General features: G+C 60.8%; 21 protein-coding genes. 1 reads left to right on the top strand and 20 read right to left on the bottom strand.

Going from position 1 to position 23,099, the window contains the following annotated elements; all coding sequences use genetic code 11:
* Positions 1 to 112: 112 nt before the first annotated feature.
* Entirely contained in the window at positions 113 to 2,485 is a 2,373-nt protein-coding gene (gene ppsA / locus EV679_RS09630) for a phosphoenolpyruvate synthase (protein ID WP_130487053.1), read from the bottom strand.
* Between the two features lie 167 nt (positions 2,486 to 2,652).
* Here ppsA and ppsR point away from each other — a divergent pair, with 167 nt between their 5' ends.
* On the top strand, positions 2,653 to 3,489 hold the full coding sequence (gene ppsR / locus EV679_RS09625) for a posphoenolpyruvate synthetase regulatory kinase/phosphorylase PpsR (protein WP_068372260.1): 837 nt from the start codon (positions 2,653 to 2,655) through the stop codon (positions 3,487 to 3,489).
* Positions 3,490 to 3,529: 40 nt separating this feature from the next.
* Here the strand turns inward: ppsR and EV679_RS09620 are convergent, their stop codons facing one another.
* The 19 genes from EV679_RS09620 to EV679_RS09530 form a co-directional block, all read right to left on the bottom strand.
* Complete coding sequence (locus EV679_RS09620) at positions 3,530 to 3,994, bottom strand: hypothetical protein (protein WP_068372261.1); 465 nt, start codon at positions 3,992 to 3,994, stop codon at positions 3,530 to 3,532.
* A gap of 93 nt (positions 3,995 to 4,087) precedes the next feature.
* Positions 4,088 to 4,867, bottom strand: coding sequence for a TrmH family RNA methyltransferase (locus EV679_RS09615; protein ID WP_130487052.1), 780 nt, complete (start codon positions 4,865 to 4,867; stop codon positions 4,088 to 4,090).
* 53 nt (positions 4,868 to 4,920) lie between these two features.
* On the bottom strand, positions 4,921 to 5,529 hold the full coding sequence (rnhB, locus tag EV679_RS09610; RefSeq protein ID WP_130487051.1) for a ribonuclease HII: 609 nt from the start codon (positions 5,527 to 5,529) through the stop codon (positions 4,921 to 4,923).
* Positions 5,516 to 6,751 carry a lipid-A-disaccharide synthase gene (lpxB, locus tag EV679_RS09605; RefSeq protein WP_130487050.1) on the bottom strand — a complete coding sequence of 412 codons (1,236 nt, stop codon included), beginning with the start codon at positions 6,749 to 6,751 and terminating at the stop codon, positions 5,516 to 5,518. Before lpxB ends, rnhB begins: the two co-directional genes overlap by 14 nt.
* Positions 6,748 to 7,542, bottom strand: coding sequence for an acyl-ACP--UDP-N-acetylglucosamine O-acyltransferase (gene lpxA, locus EV679_RS09600; protein ID WP_068372274.1), 795 nt, complete (start codon positions 7,540 to 7,542; stop codon positions 6,748 to 6,750). The genes lpxB and lpxA overlap by 4 nt, the downstream gene beginning before the upstream one ends.
* Positions 7,543 to 7,544: 2 nt before the next feature.
* Entirely contained in the window at positions 7,545 to 8,006 is a 462-nt protein-coding gene (gene fabZ, locus EV679_RS09595) for a 3-hydroxyacyl-ACP dehydratase FabZ (RefSeq protein ID WP_068372276.1), read from the bottom strand.
* Positions 8,007 to 8,083: 77 nt separating this feature from the next.
* On the bottom strand, positions 8,084 to 9,160 hold the full coding sequence (gene lpxD, locus EV679_RS09590; RefSeq protein WP_130487049.1) for a UDP-3-O-(3-hydroxymyristoyl)glucosamine N-acyltransferase: 1,077 nt from the start codon (positions 9,158 to 9,160) through the stop codon (positions 8,084 to 8,086).
* A 9-nt stretch (positions 9,161 to 9,169) separates the two neighbouring features.
* Positions 9,170 to 9,736 carry an OmpH/Skp family outer membrane protein gene (locus tag EV679_RS09585; protein WP_068372283.1) on the bottom strand — a complete coding sequence of 189 codons (567 nt, stop codon included), beginning with the start codon at positions 9,734 to 9,736 and terminating at the stop codon, positions 9,170 to 9,172.
* Positions 9,737 to 9,804: 68 nt separating this feature from the next.
* Positions 9,805 to 12,120 carry an outer membrane protein assembly factor BamA gene (bamA, locus tag EV679_RS09580; protein ID WP_130487048.1) on the bottom strand — a complete coding sequence of 772 codons (2,316 nt, stop codon included), beginning with the start codon at positions 12,118 to 12,120 and terminating at the stop codon, positions 9,805 to 9,807.
* Between the two features lie 52 nt (positions 12,121 to 12,172).
* Complete coding sequence (rseP, locus tag EV679_RS09575; RefSeq protein WP_068372289.1) at positions 12,173 to 13,522, bottom strand: RIP metalloprotease RseP; 1,350 nt, start codon at positions 13,520 to 13,522, stop codon at positions 12,173 to 12,175.
* Positions 13,523 to 13,588: 66 nt separating this feature from the next.
* The gene (locus EV679_RS09570) at positions 13,589 to 14,875 is read right to left on the bottom strand and encodes a 1-deoxy-D-xylulose-5-phosphate reductoisomerase (protein WP_242611452.1); all 1,287 of its coding nucleotides are present in this window, start codon (positions 14,873 to 14,875) and stop codon (positions 13,589 to 13,591) included.
* Between the two features lie 4 nt (positions 14,876 to 14,879).
* Positions 14,880 to 15,776 carry a phosphatidate cytidylyltransferase gene (locus EV679_RS09565; RefSeq protein ID WP_068372292.1) on the bottom strand — a complete coding sequence of 299 codons (897 nt, stop codon included), beginning with the start codon at positions 15,774 to 15,776 and terminating at the stop codon, positions 14,880 to 14,882.
* 29 nt (positions 15,777 to 15,805) lie between these two features.
* Positions 15,806 to 16,570: a polyprenyl diphosphate synthase gene (uppS, locus tag EV679_RS09560; protein ID WP_068372295.1), complete on the bottom strand. Its 765-nt coding sequence runs from the start codon at positions 16,568 to 16,570 to the stop codon at positions 15,806 to 15,808.
* Between the two features lie 114 nt (positions 16,571 to 16,684).
* Positions 16,685 to 17,245, bottom strand: coding sequence for a ribosome recycling factor (gene frr / locus EV679_RS09555; protein ID WP_068372298.1), 561 nt, complete (start codon positions 17,243 to 17,245; stop codon positions 16,685 to 16,687).
* A gap of 147 nt (positions 17,246 to 17,392) precedes the next feature.
* Positions 17,393 to 18,109, bottom strand: a complete 717-nt coding sequence (gene pyrH / locus EV679_RS09550) for a UMP kinase (RefSeq protein WP_068372300.1) — start codon at positions 18,107 to 18,109, stop codon at positions 17,393 to 17,395.
* Between the two features lie 237 nt (positions 18,110 to 18,346).
* Positions 18,347 to 19,219: a translation elongation factor Ts gene (gene tsf / locus EV679_RS09545; protein WP_130487047.1), complete on the bottom strand. Its 873-nt coding sequence runs from the start codon at positions 19,217 to 19,219 to the stop codon at positions 18,347 to 18,349.
* Between the two features lie 111 nt (positions 19,220 to 19,330).
* Entirely contained in the window at positions 19,331 to 20,092 is a 762-nt protein-coding gene (gene rpsB, locus EV679_RS09540) for a 30S ribosomal protein S2 (RefSeq protein WP_068372306.1), read from the bottom strand.
* 296 nt (positions 20,093 to 20,388) lie between these two features.
* Positions 20,389 to 21,231, bottom strand: coding sequence for an RpnC/YadD family protein (locus EV679_RS09535; protein WP_130487046.1), 843 nt, complete (start codon positions 21,229 to 21,231; stop codon positions 20,389 to 20,391).
* A gap of 234 nt (positions 21,232 to 21,465) precedes the next feature.
* Complete coding sequence (locus EV679_RS09530; RefSeq protein ID WP_068372318.1) at positions 21,466 to 23,001, bottom strand: hypothetical protein; 1,536 nt, start codon at positions 22,999 to 23,001, stop codon at positions 21,466 to 21,468.
* Positions 23,002 to 23,099: the final 98 nt, after the last annotated feature.

Genomic DNA, 23,099 nt, shown 5'->3' with positions numbered 1-23,099 from the left:
CATTGAAACAACGCTTCGGCAAAGAAAAAATGCCTCCGGAAAAATTCCGGAGGCATTTTTGATGGGTTCGAGGCCCCGGCTACCTTCACAGGCAGCCGGGAACAGAACCGGATCAACGGCTGGTGGTAGCCAGCTTCTGCCAGGTATCAACCACGGTATCCGGGTTCAGCGAGATCGACAGGATGCCTTCATCCTTCAGCCATTGGGCGAAATCCAGGTGATCGCTGGGGCCCTGGCCGCAGATGCCGACGTACTTGCCAGCCTTCAGGCAAGCCTGGATGGCGCGGCTCAGCATGAACTTGATGGCGTCGTCGCGCTCGTCGAAGTCGGCAGCCAGCAGTTCCATGCCGGAATCGCGATCCAGGCCCAGGGTCAGCTGGGTCATGTCGTTGGAACCGATCGAGAAGCCGTCGAAGTGCTCCAGGAACTGCTCGGCCAGAATGGCGTTGGACGGCACTTCGCACATCATCACGACGCGCAGGCCGTTTTCGCCCCGAACCAGGCCGTTCTCGCCCAGCAGGCTGATGACCTTCTCTGCCTGTTTCACGGTACGCACGAAAGGCACCATGATTTCGACGTTGGTCAGGCCCATTTCTTCGCGCACCTTCTTCAGCGCTTCGCATTCCATGCGGAAGCACTCGGCGAAGTCTTCGGCGATATAACGCGATGCGCCGCGGAAGCCCAGCATGGGGTTCTCTTCCTCGGGCTCATAGCGCGAACCACCAACCAGCTTGCGGTACTCGTTCGACTTGAAGTCGGACATGCGCAGGATGACGGGCTTCGGATAGAAGGCGGCGCCGATGGTGGCAATGCCTTCGGCCAGCTTTTCAACGAAGAAGGCGCGCGGGCTGGCGTAGCCACGGGCGGCCGATTCCACGGCTTTCTTCAGCTCGCTGTCCACATTCGGATAATCCAGCACAGCCTTCGGGTGGATACCGATGTTGTTGTTGATGATGAATTCCAGACGGGCCAGGCCCACACCGGCGTTCGGGATCTGCGCGAAATCGAAGGCCAGTTGCGGGTTACCGACGTTCATCATGATCTTGACGTCGATTTCCGGCATGGCGCCACGGCGCACTTCCTCGACTTCGGTCTCGATCAGGCCGTCATAGATGCGGCCTTCGTCGCCTTCGGCGCACGAAACCGTCACTTGCTGGCCTTCCTTCAGGATGTCGGTGGCTTCGCCGCAACCCACGACAGCCGGGATACCCAGTTCGCGGGCAATGATGGCCGCGTGGCAGGTACGGCCGCCACGGTTGGTCACGATAGCCGAAGCACGCTTCATCACCGGTTCCCAGTTGGGGTCGGTCATGTCGGTCACCAGCACGTCGCCAGGCTGGACCTTATCCATTTCAGCGATGTCAGCCACGATACGCACGGGGCCGGCGCCGATTTTCTGGCCAATGGCACGGCCGGTCACCAGCACGTCGCCGGTGGCCTTCAGGCGGAAGCGCTGCTGCACATCGTTTTCGCCTTGTTGCGACTTCACGGTTTCCGGGCGAGCCTGGAGGATGTAGAGCTTGCCATCGACACCGTCACGGCCCCACTCGATATCCATCGGACGGCCGTAGTGCTTTTCGATGATAACGGCATAGCGCGCCAGCTCGATCACTTCTTCGTCGGTCAGCGAGTAGCGGTTGCGTTCGGAAACCGGCACGTCAACGGTACGCACGGCATGGCCGTCGGTACGCTCGGGGTTGAATTCCATCTTGATCAGCTTGGAACCGATGCGGCGGCTGATGATGGGATATTTGCCAGCGGCCAGCGCGGGCTTGAAGACGTAGAACTCGTCAGGGTTGACGGCGCCCTGCACCACCGTTTCGCCCAGGCCGTAGGACGAGGTGATGAACACCACTTCCTGGAAACCGGATTCGGTGTCGATGGTGAACATGACGCCAGCGCTGCCCTTGTCGGAACGCACCATGCGCTGCACGCCGGCCGACAGTGCCACGTCAGCGTGGGCATAGCCCTTGTGCACGCGATAGGAGATGGCGCGGTCGTTGTACAGCGACGCGAACACGTGATGGATTTTTTCGAGCACGTCGTCGATACCGACCACGTTCAGGTAGGTTTCCTGCTGCCCAGCGAACGAAGCGTCGGGCAAGTCTTCGGCGGTGGCCGACGAACGCACGGCGAAGGAGCCCTTGCCATCCGCATCCAGTTCGGCGAAGGCCGTACGGATCGCGCTTTCCAGCTGCTCGGGCAGCGGCGTGTCGATGATCCACTGGCGGATCTGCGCGCCGGCATCAGCCAGCTCGCGCACATCTTCCGGATTCAGCGTCGACAGGCGCTCGGCGATACGGTCACCCAGGCCCGAAAGCTTGAGGAAATCGCGGAACGCTTCAGCGGTCGTGGCAAAGCCGCCAGGCACCCGGACACCGGCGCTGGACAGCTGGCTGATCATTTCCCCTAGCGATGCGTTTTTTCCTCCTACCGAGTCCACATCCGTCATGCGGAGCTGCTCGAACGAAACGACATAAGACATGAAGTCACCTTTACAATGGATAGAAAGCGAGTTGGGTCAACGTACCTGCATGCGGCTGTACCGCAGGTGCCCTGACCCAACCAGCCTGACAGGCCTGATCGTGTGACTTCTGAAGGCTCGGAATTGTACCGCCCCTGCCGCCGTTTTGGCGCTTAAAACGAAAAAATATGACTAATCAACAACTTGAACGTACCGTCTTTATCGTCTCGGATGGCACCGGTATTACCGCCGAAACATTCAGCCATTCCGTTTTGTCCCAGTTCGAGACCGTAAAGTTCAATAGTACGCGTATCCCGTTCATCAATACACTGGAGAAAGCCGATCAGGCCATCGCCCGGATCGAGCAATCCTTCGCCGAGCAAAAGGGGCTGCAGCCCATCGTTTTCAGCACGCTGGTGGACCCCGCCATCAAGGCCCGCGTCAGCAATGCGCCTTGCGTATTCCTAGACCTTTTCGGCGCATTCGTCTCGCCGGTGGAGCAAGCGCTGGGGGTGAAATCCAGCCATTCCATTGGCCGTTCGCACATGGGTGCCACGTCAGAACAGTATCTGCGCCGCATCAATGCGATCAACTTCAGCCTGGCGCACGACGACGGACAATTTGTCCATGGGCTTGAACAGGCCGATGTAATCCTCGTAGGCGTTTCGCGTTGCGGCAAGACGCCCACCAGCCTGTACCTGGCCATGCAATATGCCATCAAGGCCGCCAATTTCCCGCTGATCCCGGAAGATTTCGATCGTGGCCAACTGCCGGCCACGCTGCAACCCTACCGCAAAAAGCTGTTCGGCCTGACCATCCAGCCCGAGCGCCTGTCCGAAGTCCGCAATGAGCGCCGGCCCGGCAGCCAATATGCTTCGCTGGAACAATGCCGTGATGAAGTTGCGGCTGCCGAGCGCATGATGCGCCGCGAAGGGATTTCCTGGCTTTCCACCACGACCAAGTCGATCGAGGAGATCTCAACCACCATCATGGAGGAAGTCGGGCTGAGCACCCGCTCCTATTGAGCCAAAAAAACCAGTTCATTGTGAACTGGTTTTTTTTTGCTTATCCGCACACTTCACTGGGGCCCATGATCGTCGGGCTGCCGGCCTTGAAATCGCTGCCCGTCCATTCGAGGGAGTTGTGCAGGCAGTCGTCGCCTTCTATCCACTTCATGGATACATGGTTGCTTTTGACACTGTAATTCAGCTGCAACGAGTAATAGTTTTCACCGCCATACGGGAATCCGAATACCTGCCCGGTGGCGACATCAGCGACGAATGCAAAGCGGCAGCTGGTTCCGCAACCGATTTCCACGATGGCATAGTGCCCCGCGAAGTTGGGGCCACTACGCATTTCATTGGTGATGCGGGTACGGTAATTCGCATAGGCGCGGTCCCGCCCGGAAAAATCCGGTAGCCGGATGGAGCCTTGATATACCCTGTCCATGGGCACGGCGTCCGCCGCAACAGCGGGCGCGCCCAGGCCCAGCGACACCATCACCATGAATACCGCAATGGGATTCTTCAAAACGTCACCTTTTGAAAAACTGGGGTCGCGCCCCTAGCCGGCGCAGGAACCTACGTCCTGCGACGGGCCTGCAGCGACGCGACCAGCACGGTATCAGGCGCAACGGAAGCGGCGCCGCTGCTCGAACAGACAGATGGCCGCAGCCGCAGCGACATTCAGGGATTCTACGGCCGGCGCATGTGCAACGCGCACGCGTTTATCTGCCAGCTGCAACAGTTCTTCGCAGACGCCACGGCCTTCATGGCCGAACAGCCAGACGCATGTGCGTGGCAATTCGGTGTCGAACAAGTCTTCCGAGCCATCCAGCGCGGTCGCCAGCAAGGGAACGCTTAATGTCGGCCGCAAGGCCGCCAAGTCGGCCTTTTCGATAATCTGCAAGGAAAAATGGGCGCCCTGGGCGCTGCGCAACACCTTGGGCGACCAGGCATGAGCGCAACCGTTGGACAGAACGACCTGTTGCAAACCAGCAGCCGCAGCCAGGCGCAGCAAGGTGCCTACATTGCCCGGATCCTGCACCCGGTCCAGCCAGAGCGCGGCCACATCGCCACGGGGGCTGGGCAGCGCCGGCGGTTCGACCACGAACATGACGCCCTGGCCATGCTCGGCATCTTCCAGCGCGTCCATCATGCCGGATGCCAGCGCAATGCGCGCGGCTGGCGCCAGGCCGCGCACGGCATCGGCCAGGGATGCCAATTCCGGGCGCGCAAGGCGGGCTTCATCAAAGACCGCAATGGCTGGCAAACCGTAAGTGTCCAGCCAGGCCTGGCAAAGATGCGGGCCTTCGATCAGCAACTGCCCACCCTTGCGGCTACCACCTGCCAAGGCACGCAATTGGCGGTACAGCGGGTTGTCCCGGGATGCGATGTGCTTCATGTCGTATAAATTCTGTTTCAATACTGGCCATGCAAGCCCCTGCCGGGCCGGGCTCAGGACTCGAGGCTTTTGCGTACCGGCGCGAAGCTGCGGCGGTGTTCCGGACATGGGCCATGGGCGCGCAGGGCTTCCAGGTGTTGCGCCGTACCATAACCTTTGTGCTGGTCGAAACCGTATAGGGGATAGCGTTCGTGCAAGACCAGCAATTCAGCGTCGCGCGCCGTCTTTGCGAGAATGGAGGCCGCAGAAATGGCGGGCTCGGTCGCATCGCCCTTGACGATGGCGCGCGCCTGGCACGGCAGCCCGGGCGGCACGCGATTGCCGTCTATCAGCGCCAGCGCAGGATGCACGCCCAGTCCCTCAACCGCACGGCGCATGGCCAGCATGGTCGCGTGCAGGATATTCAAGGTGTCGATTTCCGCGACGGTAGCACAGGCGATATGCCAGGCCAGGGCTTGCTCGCGAATCTGCAGTGCCAGTTTGTCGCGCTGTCTGGCAGACAAGACTTTGGAATCTGCCAGGCCGGCAATGTCATGCCGTTCCGGCAGGATGACCGCAGCAGCATAGACGGCCCCGGCCAGCGGTCCCCTGCCCGCTTCGTCAACGCCAGCGATCTCCACGACCGACGGCGCAGCAATCGCGAATAGATCAGCCTGCTCCATGCTCGGCAGTCTCCAGTATGGCATCGGCGGCCAGCCGAGCCGTGTCCTGCCGCAGGACAGCATGCATTTCGGCAAACCGTTCTTCGATGCGGGCCGTCCCGGGTGCATCATTCCATTGCGCCCTGACGGCTTGAGCCAATTTCTCGGGCGTGGCGTCTTCCTGCAACAATTCCGGCACAGCGAAATCGCGCAACAGGACATTGGGAAGGCCGACCCAGGGTACATAGGGACGTTGCTGGCCTGATTTCCAGGACATCAGGCGCCGCATCCAGGGCGACAGCACATAGGAGATCACCATCGGGCGCTTGAACAGCGCCGTTTCCAGCGTAGCGGTACCGCTGGTTACCAGAGCCGTATCGCAGGCTTCCATGACATGCCAGGCTACAGGCCAGTTGTCACGCTCCTGCCCTTCCAGCGCAATATCTTCCTGGGTGACGCAGCGCAATCCTGGCACAGGGTGTTGCCGCAGCACGGCTTCGAACTGAGCCTTGCGCTCGGCATTGACCATGGGCACCAGGCAAACCAGTCCAGGCTCGTCCCGGCACAGTTGTTGTGCAGCCTGCAAAAAGCGCGGCGCCATCAATTCGATTTCGGAACGCCGGCTGCCCGGCAGGACTGCCAGGATACGTTCATTGCCCGACAGGCCCAGGCGCCTGCGCGCCGCCGCGCGATCGGGTTGCATAGGGATATTGCCGGCCAAGGGATGGCCGACATAGGTCACCGGTACGCCTTCCTTGCGATACAGCTCCTCTTCGAAGGGGAACAGCACCAGCATGTGCGAGACAGCTTCACGTATTTTGTGGATACGTTCATAGCGCCAGGCCCAAATGGATGGGCCGACGAAATGCACGGTGGGGATGCCGGCCTGGCGCAAGGCCAGTTCCAGCTTGAGATTGAAGTCAGGCGCATCGATGCCCACAAAGACGCCGGGCGGCTGCGCCAGCCAGCGACGCTTGACGTCGCCGTAGGTACGCAGCAGCGAAGGCAGCCGCTTGAGCGCATCGACATAACCGAAGACGGTCAGCGCATGCATGGGGTGCCAGATTTCCTGGCCTTGCGCCTGCAGGCGCGGGCCGCCTATGCCCTGGCAACGCAGGTTTGGTACCTGCTGCTGCAAACCTGCCAGGACGCGTGCGGCGATCAGGTCGCCCGAGGGTTCCCCGGCGACCATGCCGATCACAGGCTCGCCCGCGTTCCTGGCCAGTCCCACACCTGAAATCATGAACGGATAACCCCGCGCGTGACGCCCGAAAGGAACTCCTGCATGACGGCCAGTGCCGCAGCGGCAGCCGGACGCTCAACGGCCAGTGCTGCGATGGCTGCCACTGCCTGGTCCAGCGTCAGGCCGCGGCGATAAACCAGCTTATAGGCTTCGCGCAGTGCAGAGATGGACTCCGCATCGAAACCACGGCGACGCAGGCCTTCGGTATTGACGCCATGCGGCTTGCAGGGGTTGCCCGCTGCCAGCACATAGGGCGGCGCATCCTGCATCAGCGAGCTGTTGCCGCCTATCATGGCGTGCGCGCCAATCTTGCTGAACTGGTGCACGCCGCTCAGCCCGCCCAGGATGGCCCAGTCGCCGATGTGCACGTGGCCGCCGAGCTGCACGCCGTTGGCGAGGATGGTGTGATCGCCAATGATGCAGTCATGCGCGACGTGAACGTACGCCATGATCCAGTTGTCACTGCCGATGCGCGTAACACCGTTGTCCTGTACCGTACCGGTATTGAAGGTCACATATTCGCGCACCGTGTTGCCATCGCCAATTTCCAGGCGGGTCGGTTCGTTGGCATACTTTTTGTCCTGAGGCTCGCCGCCAATGGAGCAAAACCGGTAAAAACGGTTGTTGCGGCCGATGGTCGTCAACCCATCCACGACGCAGTGAGGGCCGACGGAGGTTCCTTCCCCAATGCGCACATTGGGGCCGATGATGCTGAAAGCACCGATGCTGACACCGTCAGCAAGTTCCGCACGGCTGTCTACCTGCGCGGTGGGATGGATTTCTACGCTCATGTTCAGCTGTTCCGTTGGCGAATGGCGCACATGAATTCAGCTTCGGCAGCCACGTTGCCATCAACCAGGCTGCGTCCCTTGTACTTACAGATGACGCGGCTCAGGCGCACGGCCTCAACTTCGATGCGCAGCTGGTCGCCTGGCACGACGGGGCGGCGGAAGCGCGCATTGTCGATGCCGACGTAGTAGTAGACATTGCCATTGCTGGCGCCGATGCCGGAATCATCACCGGAATCATTCGAGAACGAGAACAGCGCGGCAGCCTGGGCCATTGCTTCCAGGATCAGCACGCCAGGCATGACCGGCAGATCAGGGAAATGCCCGGTGAAATACGGCTCGTTGATACTGACATTCTTGATCGCGACGATGGATTTGCCCGGCGTCATTTCGATCACGCGGTCAATCAGCAGCATGGGATAGCGATGCGGCAGCCGATCCAGAATTCCCTTGATATCCAATTCCATAAATGCAGTACCTAAGTCATGACGGTCGCCGGCCTGCAGGGCTGTTCTGCGTGCTGCCGCCGGCGCCGGAGTGGCGATTAATCTTTTTCCAGAGCGCGCACGCGACGGCGCAGGGAGCCCAACTGCTGTATCACGGCAGCATTGCGCTGCCACTCCCCATGCTCGGCATAGGGATAGACACCGGTGTAACGGCCAGGCTTGGTGATGCTGGATGTCACTGCCGTACCGCCGGAGACATGTACGTCGTCTCCCAGCACCAGATGGCCGGAGATCATCGAGGCGCCACCAATGGTGCAGCGCGCACCGATGTGGGTGGAGCCAGCGATACCGACGCAGGCAGCAATGGCGGTGTGCATGCCGATATGGACGTTATGGGCAACCATGATCTGGTTGTCCAGTTTCACGCCATCGGCGATGACGGTATCGTCCAGCGCCCCACGGTCTATGGTGGTGTTCGCGCCGATTTCGACATCATTGCCCACCACCACGCCGCCGAATTGGGGAATCTTGCTCCAGCCGCCACGCGTGGGATCGGGCGCAAAGCCGAAGCCATCAGCGCCCAGCACCGCACCGCTATGCACGATGGCGCGTGCGCCCAGGCGCACTTCGCTATAGAGCACGACACGCGGATACAGCAGGGAATCCTCGCCCACGACGCTACGGGCGCCGATGACGCAGCCAGCACCGATGATGCTGCCGCGCTTCACGACCGCGCCACTCTCGACCACGCAGAACGGGCCCAGATCGACATCGGCTTCAATGATGGCGTCCTCGGCCACAATTGCGGAAGGATGCACGCGCGGCACATTGCCTGCGCGACGGGCACGATCGAACCACTGCGCCACCCGCGCATACAGCAGGTACGGCTGTTCGCAGATGACACGGGCGAAAGGCACGCTGGCCGGAAGGCCGGCCGCAGCTGCAGCTGGCAGGATGACCGCCCCTGCCCCGCTCTGCGACAGCTGTTCCAGATAGCGATGATTGGAAAGAAAGGATAGTTCGTTGGCGCCAGCATGCGTCAACGGCGCCAGGCCGGCGATGCGGGGTTCTTCCGCACCACCGGTTTCCAGGCGCCAAGGCAGGCCATGCGCATCGACTTCCGCAAACAGTGCGGACAGGGACGGAGCCCTGGCCTCATCCAGCAACAAAGGCATGAGGCAACCTTACTTGCCCATGGCCTGGATCACCTGGTCGGTGATGTCGACGCGCGGATTGACCGTGACTGCATTTTGCAGGACCAGGTCGTAGTTTTGCTGTTCGGCGATACGCTGAATGGCAGCATTGGTGTTGTCGATGATCGCACCGAACTCTTCGTTGCGGCGGCGGTTCAGGTCTTCCTGGAACTCGCGCTGCTTGCGCTGCAGGTCGACATCCATGTTGGAGATGTTGCGCTCGCGCTTGACGCGGTCGCTCTCGGACAGCACGGGGCCGTCCTTGTCGAGCTTCTGGTACTCGCTACGCAGGGCATTCGCCAGGCGTTGGATTTCGTCGTCGCGCGACTTGAATTCGGATTCAAGCTTGATTTGCGCAGCCTTGGCAGGCGCCGAATCACGCAGGATGCGATCCAGGTTGACGAAACCAACCTTGGAGCCCTGGGCTTGAGCCTGCACCGGAGCAGCCATCATGCCGGCAACCAGGCACGCCGACAGACCGAGGGAAACACGCCGAGCTACGCTCGCATACTTGCTGCGAGCCGAGGCAAACGGTTTGATCGCGGAAACAGACGTCATAGAAATCCCTGAATGAAAGGAAATTTTAGCAAAAGGTTATTGTGCCACCAGCATCATAGACCGGGAAATCAGAAAGCGGTTCCGATCTGGAACTGGAAGCTTTGCTTTTCGTCACCCGGCTTGTCACGGAGCGCCCGGCCATAGGAAATTTGCAGCGGACCCATCGGCGAGTTCCACGACAGGCCAACACCGACAGAATAACGCAGATCGCCGAAGTCGATATCCTGGTTATCGCTGTAGATTTGACCCGCATCACCAAACAGGAACCAGCGCAGGCTGCGGTCACGCTGCGCACCGGGGAACGGCAGATACAGCTGCACGTTGCCGACCACGCGCTTGGAGCCGCCCAGGTAGTTGCCGGTACGGGTATCCTTCGGGCCGAGCGACGAGCCTTCGTAGCCGCGCACGGTGCCGAGGCCACCCGCATAGATGTTCTTGATAAGCGGATAACCCTTGCCGCCGTAGCCCTTGCCGTAGTCCACCATGCCGTTGAAGGCCAACGTGAAGCTGCGGTTAAGGGGGATGAAGTATTGGTGCTGTGCACTGAGCATGTAGTACTTCAGGTCCAGCGTCGAGAAATCGGCCTTCAGGCGCGTATAGCTGCCCGAATTGGGTGCCAGGGCGCTGTCGCGGCTGTCCTTGGCCCAGCCTATGGAGAAGATCAGGGCATTGGTCTTGGAGCCGTAGTCTTGCACGAACTCTTCATAGGCCAGCGGTGAATTGTCGTAGAGCGACAGTTCGTTGCGTTCGTAGTTGACGCCCAGGAAAATCCGGTCGAGTTCCGAAATGGGAACGCCGAAGTTCAGGCCCAGGCCCATGGCGCGCACGCGATAGTCACCGTCGTTGTTGTAGAACGGCTTGATCGAGCGGTAGTAGAGCGACGTGGAGCGGCTGATGCCGTCGCGCGTCCAGTAGGGGTCAGTGTGCGACAGAACGGCCGACCGGTTGGAACGGCTGGTATTGACGTTGAAAGTCAGGTTGGTACCGCTGCCGAAAACGTTGTCTTCGCTGATGCCCGCCGACAGGATCGCCTTCTCAGTGGAGCCGTAGCCGATACCGAGGTTGATCATGCCGGTGGGTTTTTCCTTCACGTCGACCGAGACATCGACCTGGTCGATGGTGCCCGGCACCGGATGCGTGTTGACGTTGACCTCATTGAAGTAGCCCAGGCGGTCCACGCGGTCGCGCGACATACGGATATTGCTGGCGTCGTACCAGGCCGCTTCCTGCTGGCGCAGTTCGCGGCGGATCACGGCATCACGGGTACGTGTGTTGCCGCCGATCTCGATGCGGCGCACGTATACGCGGCGGCTCGGGTCGACATAGAACGTCAGCTCGGTTTCACCGGTTTCGCGGTTCAGGATCGGGTTCGGGTTGACGTTGGCAAACGCATAGCCAAGGTCGCCCAGGTAATCAGTGATGGCTTTCGCCGTCGCGTTGGTTTCACTGGCAGAGAACGTATCGCCGGCCTTGACCGTGACGAGTTTCTGCAACTGGTCGTCCAGGCCCAGCAGGTCGCCCGCCAGTTTCACATTGGAAACCTTGTACGGCTTGCCTTCATGCACAGTGATGGTGATGAAGATGTCCTTGCGGTCGGGGGAGATCGTGACCTGGGGCGGCTCGACGGAGAATTCGAGATAGCCGCGATCCATGTAGTACGAACGCAGCGCTTCGATATCGCCTTCCAGCTTTTCGCGCGAGTATTTGTCCGTACCGGTGTACCAGGTCATCCAGCCCGGCGTCGTCAGCTGCATTTCATCCTGCAGCGTGCTGCTGGAGAACGCTTCGTTGCCCACGATGTGAATGTCGCGGATGCGGGCCACCTGCCCTTCGAATACCTCGAAGTTGATGCCCACGCGGTTGCGCGGCAGCGGCGTGATAGTGGCGGTGATCTCGACGCCGTACTTGCCCTTGGCCAAGTATTGCTGCTTGAGCTCGAACTCCGCCTGCTCCAGCATGGAACGGTCGAAGATCCGGCCTTCACCGAAGCCGACTTCGCGCAGGGACTTCTTGATGGCGTCGGCGTCGAATTCACGCATGCCATTGAAGTTGATGGCAGCGATGGTCGGGCGTTCCTGCACGACTACGACCACGACATTGTTGTCGGTTTCGATGCGCACATCATTGAAGTAGCCGGTGGCGTACAGCCGGCGGATCGCGGCCGAGGCATCGCTTTCCGTGAATGTTTCCCCGACTTTCACCGGCAGGTAGCCGAACACGGTGCCGGCGTCGGTGCGTTGCAGGCCATCCACGCGGATATCGCGCACGACGAAGGGATCGAAAGCACTAGCGGCGGACGGCCAGATCAAGGCGGCCAGCAAGCCGGGCAGAACAAGGCGCTTGAGCTTGAGGCCGCTGCGCTGAAAACTCCGAGAAACAGACATCCTGGACGATCCTTGATCGGACAAATGGCGAAGGATTTTAAATGACACGCAATTAGCTGAAAAGACGGGTGACAATACGCCCGATATCGTTGAACAGGGCCAATCCCATCAGCGCCGCCAGCAATATCATGCCAAAACGCTGGCCGATTTCCAGCCAATTGTCCGGCAACGGGCGACCGCGGACGATTTCTGCGAAATAGTACAGCAGATGACCGCCATCAAGTGTGGGGATAGGAAGAAGATTCAGTACGCCAAGACTCACGCTCAGCAGCGCCAGGAAGCCGATATAGGCATCCAGGCCGACGCGTGCGCTCTGCCCGGCATAGTCAGCAATGGCGACCGGGCCATTGATATTGCGCCAGGAAACCGTGCCGGTCAGCATGCGGCCCATCATGCGCAAAGTGAACAAGGAGGTCTCCCAGGTACGCACGACGCCATGGGAAATGGCTTCCAGCGGGCCGTAACGGCGATCCACCATGGGAAGATCGGCTGCCAGCTGGGCACCAATGCGCCCGACTACCCGGCCATCTTCCAGGCGCGCCTCAGCAGGCACCAGAGTCAGGTCCAGCTCGGTATTGCCACGCCGCACACGCAGTTCCAGCGGCTGTCCACCGTGCGCCTGGATCTCGGCCAGCAAACGCGGCACATCGGGAGATTCCTGGCTGCCCGCGCGCAACACCTTGTCACCATCTTTCAGGCCCGCCGCCTCGCCCGCCCCGCCACTGATCACGCTGCGGATATACGGATTGGCCGCCTGCAAGGCCAGGCCCGCGCCGACCAGCGGATCGGCGTCATGCTCCAGTCTGTCGCCCTGCAAAACCAACAGGCGCTGGCGCGGCTGCCCGGCGCGGTCGGTAACGTCCATGCGCAAGGTACCGCCCGCTGTCAGCTTGTCGAGCAGCAGCCAGCGCGCATCGCTCCAGGTTTCGACCTTGCGGCCATCTATGGCCTGGATCCTGTCGCCGCTGGCTACACCCGCCAGCGCGGCCGCGCTGCCTTCCTGCGGATCGGCCAGCACGGGCTGCGGTTCGCGGCTGCCCATCATGCCCAGAATGGCGTAGAGCACCGCCGCCAGCAAAAGATTGCAAACCGGGCCGGCGAGCACAACGGCAATGCGCCGATAGACGTTCAACCGATTGAACGGCACGCCCTTGCCGGAACCGATGCCAACATCGCCGCCCAGGCCGTCATCTGCCATCTTGACATAGCCGCCCAGCGGAATCATGGAGACCGCCCACTCGGTACCCCGGGCATCACGTTTTTGCCAGAGTACGCGGCCGAAACCCACCGAAAAACGGAGGATGCGGACGTTGAAAAAACGCGCAACGCTATAGTGGCCCAGTTCGTGGATGGTGACCAGGATACCCAGCGCGACAAGAAAAGTGATTAAGGTATAAAGCACATAAATTCCATTGCATGCCAGCAAAAACTGGCGGAACCGCAGGCCTGTGCCGCAATCGGCCCAGCGTCAGGCAGCCAGTCCCAGGTTGGCGACATAGCGGCGTGCACGCAAATCATAATCGAGTACGGCATCCAGGCTATCGAGAGCCTGTTCTGCCTGTCCGCCATGCCATTCAAGGGCCGCCTCGATTACCCGGGATATCCAGGTGTAAGGCAGGCGCCCCTCCAGGAACGCGGCCACTGCCACCTCATTGGCGGCATTGAGCGCGATACAGGCGCCCTGGCCATCACGCAGGGCAGCATAGGCCAGCGCCAGGCAGGGAAAGCGCTCATAGTCAGGCGGTTCGAAATCCAGGCGGCCGTGGCGTGCCAGATCCAGCGGACCCACGCCGTTGGCGAGACGATCGGGAAAGCCCAGCGCGTGTGCAATGGGAATGCGCATATCGGGCTGGCCCAACTGCGCCAGCATGGAACCATCCTCGTATTCGACCAGGGAGTGAATAATGCTCTGGGGATGCACCAGGACTTCTATCCGTTCCGGCGACATACCGAATAGCCAGTAGGCTTCGATGACCTCCAGGCCCTTATTGACCATCGTCGCAGAATCTACGGAAATCTTGCGCCCCATGCTCCAGTTGGGATGCGCGCATGCCTGCGCCGGCGTGACGGCTTCCAGGTCTTTCCAGTGGCAACGCCGGAATGGGCCGCCAGAGGCGGTCAGCACCAGGCGGCGGACGCCGGATGCTGCGCAGGCGGTCGCCGCATCCGTCTTGACAGGCAAGCACTGGAAAATGGCATTGTGCTCGCTGTCTATGGGCAGCAACTGGGCACCGTGGTTGCGGGCCGCGCTCATGAACAGGCCGCCGGCAGCCACCAGGGCCTCCTTGTTGGCCAGCAGGATGCGTTTACCGGCATTGGCCGCGGCCAATGCCGCCGGCAAGCCTGCGGCGCCGACAATGGCAGCCACAACAGTATGGCCGCCGGGGTCGGCGGCTGTTTCCGCCAATGCAGTATCCCCTACCCTGATTTCAGGCAATGGCAGGTCGGTGCCGTAGGCGCGCTCGAAGCGTTCGCGCGCGGCATCGTCCGGCACCACCACGACATGGGCACGGTGCTGGCGCGCCTGCGCAGCGAGACGTTCCATGCGTGTGCGCGCACTCAGCGCATACACCTGGAAGCGCCCGGCGTGCCGGCCCAGGACATCGAGCGTGCTTTCCCCTACCGATCCCGTCGCGCCAAGAATGATCACGGTTTCCCGTTGTGGCGACGCACCGGCGGCAGGCAGGCCTTCACGGTCCGGAACCGATTCCGTTTCGCCGCGAACCGCACGGCCTGCATTAGGGGACATAGTCACAGCATCAGACTCCAAAAATTAGCAGCAATAAGGCCAGCGGAGCAGTCGGCAGGATAGCATCAATGCGATCGAGCACACCGCCATGGCCAGGCAGCAGCCCGCTGGAATCCTTCATTCCGGCGCGGCGCTTGAGCAATGATTCGAACAAATCGCCGACAATGGAGAGCATGGCCAGGAATGCAATCCAGGGCAATGCCGCATATGACCAGAGACGGAACATATGGTTCGCAAAACTGCCTTCCCAGTTCATGGTGGCGGCGCCCCACACTACCGCTGCGACCACGCCTGCGATAGCGCCCTCCCAGGATTTCCCGGGACTGACACGCGGCGCCAGCTTGCGCTTGCCCACCGCACGGCCGGCAAAATAGGCACCGATATCGGCGCACCAGATGATTGCCAGGAAGCTCAGCAGCAGCCCGCGCCCCATCATGAACATGAGCGCAAGCGAGGCCCAGGCGGCAATCAGCGCCAGGATGCCAAAGAGACTCATGAAAGGGTTTGCCGCTGGCGCATGCACGTCGCCGCGCACGACCTGATAGGTGCCGATCAGCACCCACAGCGCCACAGCCAGTGGAATGACTACGCGTGTGGCGATTTCGTAGGTGACGGCAACGGGGCCTATGCTGGCCGCGTTATTGGACAGCCAGAGCCAGGTCAGCATGATGGTCAGCGCGCCGGCGGCAATGCCCGCAACCATCGGGCCACCAGCCGTTTTCGGGGTGTCGCCCAGAGATGCACCCGCAGCCGCCGGAACGGGGCTGGTCAGGCGCAACCATTCCCACAAGCCCAGGCCTGTCAGCACGGACAGCAGCAGCATGAACGGCCACGGCGTACCCAAGGCCAGCGCACCTCCCAGCACGATCAGCAAAGCAACTGCAGTGACGATACGGGTTCCCAGCATGGGTGCTTCTCCTGTCGCCTAGGCGGCGGTTATGGCTGCTTGGCCCCTGTCTCGGCAAGCTGGGCACTCGTGCGGCCAAAGCGCCGTTCCCGGGTGGCATACCAGTGGAACGCCTGTTCCAGGGATGCCCGGTCAAAATCGGGCCAATACTGATCGGTGAAATACAGCTCTGTGTAGGCGAGCTGCCAGATGAGGAAATTCGAGATACGCTGTTCTCCGCCGGTGCGGATGAACAGGTCGGGCTCGGGGGCCCATGCCATGCAGAGATGCCTGGAAATGTCGTCTTCGGACAAAGGCTGTGCCGGATTACGCCCGGATTCCGCCAACAGCTTCTGGGTCGCCTGGAGGATATCCCAGCGTCCGCCATAATTCGCCGCTACGGTCAGCGTGAGTTTGTCATTATGGGCGGTGCGTGCCTGGGCTGCGTCGATCAGGGCGCGCAGCTTGGGGTCGAACGGAGAAATATCGCCGACGATGCGTAGCCGGACGCCCTGCTCCTGCAGTTTGTCGACCTCGCGCTCCAGGGCCTGCATGAACAGGCGCATCAACAACGAGACCTCTTCGGCCGGGCGGCGCCAGTTTTCGGAGCTGAATGCAAACAGCGTGAGGTACTCTACCCCCGCCTGCCCGCAGGCTTCCACCGCCCTGCGCACGGCACGCACGCCCTTGGCGTGGCCAGCAGTGCGGGGCAAATGGCGCTTGGTGGCCCAGCGCCCATTGCCGTCCATGATGATGGCAACGTGCCGGGGAATGGCACCGACAACAGGTATGGCCTTGGTAGTACTAATCGTCATGACGGAATCTTAACAGCGCCCTGCGAGCGCGTCCCTGGCTTATGAAAAAATGGCAAAGCCGATGCGCAGCATGCCATAGGCAGCGCGGCAGGCTGCGCGCTCGCGGGCGGAACTTCAGACTGTCATGATTTCCGCTTCTTTCTGGCTGACCAGTTTATCGACTTCAGCGACAAAGCGGTCCGTCAGCTTTTGGATATCATCCTGGGCGCGACGCTCGTCGTCTTCGGAAATTTCCTTATCCTTGACCAGACGCTTGAGCGCTTCGTTGGCTTCGCGGCGCAGGTTGCGGATGGCAACCTTGGCGTCTTCCGATTCGCCCTTGACGACCTTGGCCAGGTCGCGGCGACGTTCTTCGGTCAGCGCCGGCATCGGCACGCGCATGCCTTCGCCCAGCGTCTGGGGGTTAAGACCCAGGTCCGACTCGCGAATGGCCTTTTCCACCACGGAAACCATGCTTTTTTCCCAGACCTGCACATTCAGGTTGCGCGCATCGACAACCGTGACGTTTGCAACCTGGCTGACGGGAACCATCGAACCGTAGTACTCCACCTGCACGTGATCCAGAATGGCTGCAGTGGCGCGGCCGGTACGGATCTTGGACAGATTGGTCTTCAAAGCCTCAATGGACTTCTGCATGCGAGTATCGGCAGATTTGCGAATCTCGGAAACACTCATGTCTTTATTCCTCTATTGAAGAGCGCCTGCTCATGGCCAGTCGCGGCATCACCGCATCCGGCAGCTGAGCTTGATGGGCTCCAGTATTGAAATCGGCCTGGTGGCAGCGCCCTCCTCTGCAGGAGCAGCGCCGCGCCAGGCCGGTGATCAGACGTGTACCAGGGTACCTTCGTCCGCGCCGCTGACAGCGCGCTTCAGGGCGCCCGGCTTGTTGATGGAGAACACCTTGATGGGCAGCTTCTGGTCGCGGCACAGCGCGAAAGCCGTCGCGTCCATCACCTCCAGGCGCCGGACGATCGCTTCGTCGAAGCTGATCGTCGCATAGCGAGTGGCGTTCGGGTCCTTGTTGGGGTCTGCCGTGTAGATGCCGTCGACCTTGGTGGCCTTGAGCACGGCTTCTGCTCCGATTTCGGCGCCGCGCAAGGCGGCGGCGGTATCGGTCGTAAAGAATGGGTTGCCCGTACCGGCCGCGAAAATGACGACCTTGCCTTCCTCAAGGTAGCGCAGCGCCTTGGGACGAATGTACGGCTCGACGATTTGGTCGATGCGCAGCGCGGATTGCACGCGGGCGTCGATGCCACGGTTCTTGATGGCATCCTGCAGGGCCAATGCATTGATCAGCGTGGCCATCATGCCCATGTAATCGGCAGTTGCACGATCCATGCCTTGGGCGCCCGGCGCCACGCCGCGGAAAATATTGCCGCCACCGATCACGATCGCCAGCTCGACCCCCATGGAAACCAGTTCGGCGATTTCCTCGGTCATGCGAACAATGGTGGCGCGATTGATGCCGTAGGCGTCTTCGCCCATCAAGGCTTCGCCGGAAAGCTTAAGAAGAACCCGTTTATATGCTGTACTGCTCATCACTATGACTCCCTGGAAGCGGCTCGGCGGAATTTTAGCTTTGTTTGTGCAAACGCTGCCCTGGGGCAGCGTGGAATTTTACGGCTGGCGACAAATTCGAGCGCAGCGGCAGAGGCAGCGCGCTGAATGTGCCTGGTGATTCACTGGAACCGCCGTCCGGCCCAGGCTTGGCAACATACCAAGAAAACAGGCTGTCGCCCGGCGCGCGAGCACCGGAGCGACAGCCTGTCAGCACACTTAGCCCTGACGGGCAGCGGCAACTTCAGCGGCGAAGTCAGTCGTCTTCTTCTCGATGCCTTCACCGACGATGAACAGCGTGAAGCTGTTCACAGCAGCGTTCTTTTCTTTCAGCATCTGAGCAACGGTCTGCTTGTCGTTCTTGACGAAAACTTGCGACAGCAGCGCAACTTCCTTCAGGTACTTCTGGATCGAGCCTTCAACCATCTTGGCAACGATTTCAGCCGGCTTGCCGGATTCGGCAGCCTTCTGCTCGGCCACGGCACGTTCCTTGGCAACCAGCTCGGCGGGTACGCCATCGGCATCCAGCGCTTGGGGGCGGGTAGCGGCGATGTGCATGGCAACGTCCTTGCCCACTTCATCGGCACCGTCGAACTCAACCAGAACGCCGATACGGCCGCTGTGCACATAGCTGGCCAGCTTGTTCGGGGTTTCTTTGCGGATGAAACGGCGAATGGTGATGTTCTCGCCGATCTTGCCGATCAGGGCAGTACGCACGCTATCAACCGTTTCGCCGTTCAGTTCCAGCGCGGACAGCGCCTCGACGTCGGCAGGGTTCTTGTCGGCAACCAGTTCGGCAACCTTGGCAACGAAGGCGACGAAATCGTCATTCTTGGCCACGAAGTCGGTTTCGCAGTTGACTTCCACCAGCGCACCGCGCTTGGCATCAGCCGAGATGTTCAAGCCCAGCAGGCCTTCGGCGGTCACGCGCGACGCAGCCTTGCCAGCCTTGCTACCCAACTTGACGCGCAGAATTTCTTCGGCGCGAGCCATGTCGCCAGCCGCTTCCGTCAGCGCCTTCTTGCATTCCATCATCGGGGCGTCGGTCTTTTCACGCAACTCTTTGACCATCGCAGCGGTAATTTCAGCCATTTCTACTCCAGATTCGATTGATTGATCCGGCTCTCGCGGAACCGGCGCCAGCCCTGCCCGTCAGGCCGGCGGCCCGCCTCCCTCAGAACAAGGGAGGCGGCGTGACAGCAATTAGGCCTCTTCCGAGCCTTCTTCCTGCACTTCGACGAATTCTTCGTCAGCTTGAGCCACTTCTTCAACCAGGCCGCTCAGGCGCTGTTCACGGCCGGCCAGCACGGCGTCGGCGATGACTTGCGAGTACAGGGCGATGGCGCGGGCGGAGTCGTCGTTGCCAGGAATGACGTAATCCACACCGTCCGGCGAGTGGTTGGTATCGACCACGGCCACCACCGGGATGCCCAGGGCGCGTGCTTCGGCGATGGCAATCTTATGATAGCCAACGTCGATGACAAACAGAGCGTCAGGCAGGCCGCCCATATCCTTGATGCCGCCGATGGACTTGTTCAGCTTGTCCAGTTCGCGTTGGAACAGCAGGCCTTCCTTCTTGCTCAGGCGCTCCAGGCCGCCATCGGCTGCCAGGGCTTCCATTTCCTTCAGGCGCTTGATCGAGGTCTTGACGGTCTTGAAGTTCGTCAGCATGCCGCCCAACCAGCGGCTATCGACGAAGGGCGAACCGCTGCGCTCGGCGGCTTCAGCCACCAGCTCACGAGCAGCGCGCTTGGTGCCGACGAACAGCAGCGTGCCGCCCTTGGCGGACAGCTGACGCACGAACTTTTCGGCTTCCTGGAACTTTTCGACCGTCTTTTCCAGGTTGATGATGTGAATCTTGTTACGATGACCGAAGATGTACGGAGCCATCTTGGGGTTCCAGTAACGGGTCTGGTGGCCGAAGTGGACACCGGCTTCGAGCATATCGCGCATGCTGATGGACATATGAATCTCCTAGGGTTTGGACTGGCGCCGCACCTGCACCACGCGCCCCGTGGCGGAATCCGCCGAAATGAGGACTGCGCAGCACCCTGGTGGTACGACACGCGATTTCAGAACACTTTGCGGTATTTGCCTGGCAAACACCGCCGCCCGTTCTGATGGAAAAATTGGGCAAGCCCGCTATTCTACTATTTTTCAGGGCCTTGCTTCAAGACGAAAATGGCGGAAAACTGTCAATACCATGTGAAATTATTGCCGCGGCAACACTTCATCCAGTGAATGGGCCTTCAACACCTGGCTCAGGCCGTGCTGCAAGTCTTCCTGGCCCGCTTGCTGCAAGCGCTCCCTGGCTGTTTCCGGCAAACGGCCAAAGCGCTGTTCCAGCAAGCAGCGCAAGGCGTCACGCATGCCTTCGGCCTTCCCTTCCAGACGGCCCCGGCCGATAGCGACTCTTTCGATGCTGGTAATGTATGGCATGTTGGATCCCCCTGCCTGGCCGCGGCCAATTCCGCCTGAACAAGCAATGCAAATGGATTGTGCGCGGCCAGCGCCGCCAGCTCGGCGTCACGGTCGCGCCAGCCCTGCAAATTTAACATTGGCAGAGAAAAATTCAGGCTCAGAAAATTCTTCCCCAATGGCTCATAACAATAGGCCAGCCTGTCTTGATCTGGCCGGCCGCGCGTGACGATAGCCAATTGCACAATAGGCTGGTCCGGGTATGTTTCGCGCAGACGCACAAAGTACTCAAACATGCGGCCGGCGAAACCGGCCTGCAGGCGAGCCTGGACTTCCATATGCACGAGCAGGCATATCCGCTCGCCCTGAAGCAGTTGCACCGATGCCAGCTTATCGACATAGCGCCGATTGCGGCCTTTCGACAAGGTCAGCGCCTGCAACGCTTTATCCAGAAATTGCGGCGGCTGACGCCAATCTATCAAAGCATGCAATGATGGCCAGAACAGTTGCAGGCATGGCTGGAAATAGACGTCCAGCGCATCCTTCCAGCGGCCATCCGCATCAGTTCTGCGCCTGGCAGGCATGACGGGCAGCAACTGGCGGCTAGCCGGGCCATCCGCCTCTCGCGCGGCCAAAAAACGCGGGGTCGGATATTGCGGCTGCTTGCATGGCAAACCCAGAAACACGGAACCTAGTCAGCCTAGCTACACAGCACAACGCTGGCTATCCCCGCAGTGATCAAATCGGCACACTTTACTGCGCCCAGACCGCCAGCCAGCCATCAGAACCTGAGGCATTCATCGCTGGCGACGGCAAGGACCACCGGGCGCCAGCAAATCGCAACGGCACGCGGCGGGTATCAAACGCAGCCGCGTGCCGCTGTCAGCACGGCTCAATGCCGGGCCTTTTCAAGCGGCGGACTAGTTGCTGGTGTAGTTGTATTTCTCCACCGCATTGCATGCCGCGCCGCTGAGGGTAGCGCCCACGCTATACAGCTGCTCCGACCAGATCGACGTCAGGTACAGCGTTTTACCGGCCCCCTTGATCAGATTGCTGCTCAGGCACTCCGTTGCCAGCGTGCCGACCTTGGCGGGAAGCGCCAACGAGACATCCACTTCCACCAATTCCTGGCCGATACGGTCATTGAAGAACAGGCGGTTGCCATCAAGCACCAGCTCTACCGGCTGCACCGCAGGGATGTCCGTCACTTTGGTCAGGACATATTCCTCGTTGATAGGGTCATAGGCGCTGACATCATAAATATACAAACCCGCGCCGAATGCGCTTGCCGCCGTGGCGAAGGCGCTCTTATAGGCCGCCAGCGTCGCCGCATCAGGCGCGGCCGGCACCGTCATCAGCTCGTCCGGGTCCCAGTCGCGGCTATTCAAGGCATAGATGCGCGTCGGCTCACCGCTGGCATTTTCCTGTACCACCATATTCAGGAAACTGACGGGTTTGGTCGGCGCGCTGCCTGTGGCGAAACTGAAGTCCACGACATCGTCTGGCGTGCCGTTATTCAGCGTAATGCGCCGGAAGCCACTGCCGCCCGTGTAGGTCGCATGAGGGGTGACATAGATCGCGTGGCCGGTCGTCGCATTGGCAATGAGCGGAGCAACGCCGGGATTCAACAGATTCGTTGCCCCATCCACCGAATCGGGGCTGAATTTTCTTAATTGAAGTAGCGCGTTAGCGTCATTGATATCCTCTTCATTGCCACGCAAGGCAGCAATGACCTTGCCGCTGTCCGGGCTATATTTGATCAGCCTGCTGCGGGTGATCTGCCCCACGGCCAGGGAATCCGGGTTGCACACGCCGCTGGCGTTGGCCATCGTTCCCGGCACATTCAGGTTCCAGCGCAAAATCTTGCCCAGGAACGTCAGGCCGCCAACCAGTTCGCCGCGGCTGGCGGAATAGTCCATGCCATGCAGCGGCTGGAGGAAGGCTGTCCAAGTGCTGGCATCCCAATCGGGGCGAGCCGAATTAACAGGACGAGGTTGGGGACCAAACTCCTCCAAAATTTCCACTCGATCCAGGAAGATCCGACGCTCGCTGGCAGTCGGCAATGCATATGGCGCGCATGCCGGAAATGCCCATACTTGCGTCTGGCTGGCATCGTTGGCGCCGTCCGGAATGCGCAAGAAGGCGGGATAGCCGGTAATGTCATAGGCAAAGCCCTCTTCCGTATTCGGTGCTGGCTCAAGAACATTGTTCTGGTCCAGCCGCGGAGCCGTATTCCCCGGATCATCCGTGCGCGTCGCAAAAAACGCGACATAAACAGCATTCCCCATGCCATTCCCGACTTCGCTGCCCACGTGCACCATTTGGTAAGGCTTGTCAGCCGGCTTGGCGCCGGAATAGACCTTGCCTACCTTGGTGATGCCTGCCTGGGCGCCACCCGCCGCCAGCAAGCCCGCCAACACAGAAAGCACCACTGCCTTGTAATTCATGACCTTCATGATGACTGCTCCAGAGAGAGAAAACACCATGTCGGGAAACAGGCGGGCCTGACTCCGTCCGCCGACGGGACTGCGGCTGCTGCCATGGCATCCGACTG

This window comes from Kerstersia gyiorum (genome assembly GCF_004216755.1).
Taxonomy (GTDB): Bacteria; Pseudomonadota; Gammaproteobacteria; order Burkholderiales; family Burkholderiaceae_B; genus Kerstersia; species Kerstersia gyiorum.
Note: the sequence above shows the minus strand (reverse complement) of the source record. Positions and strands in the feature narration are given on the sequence as shown.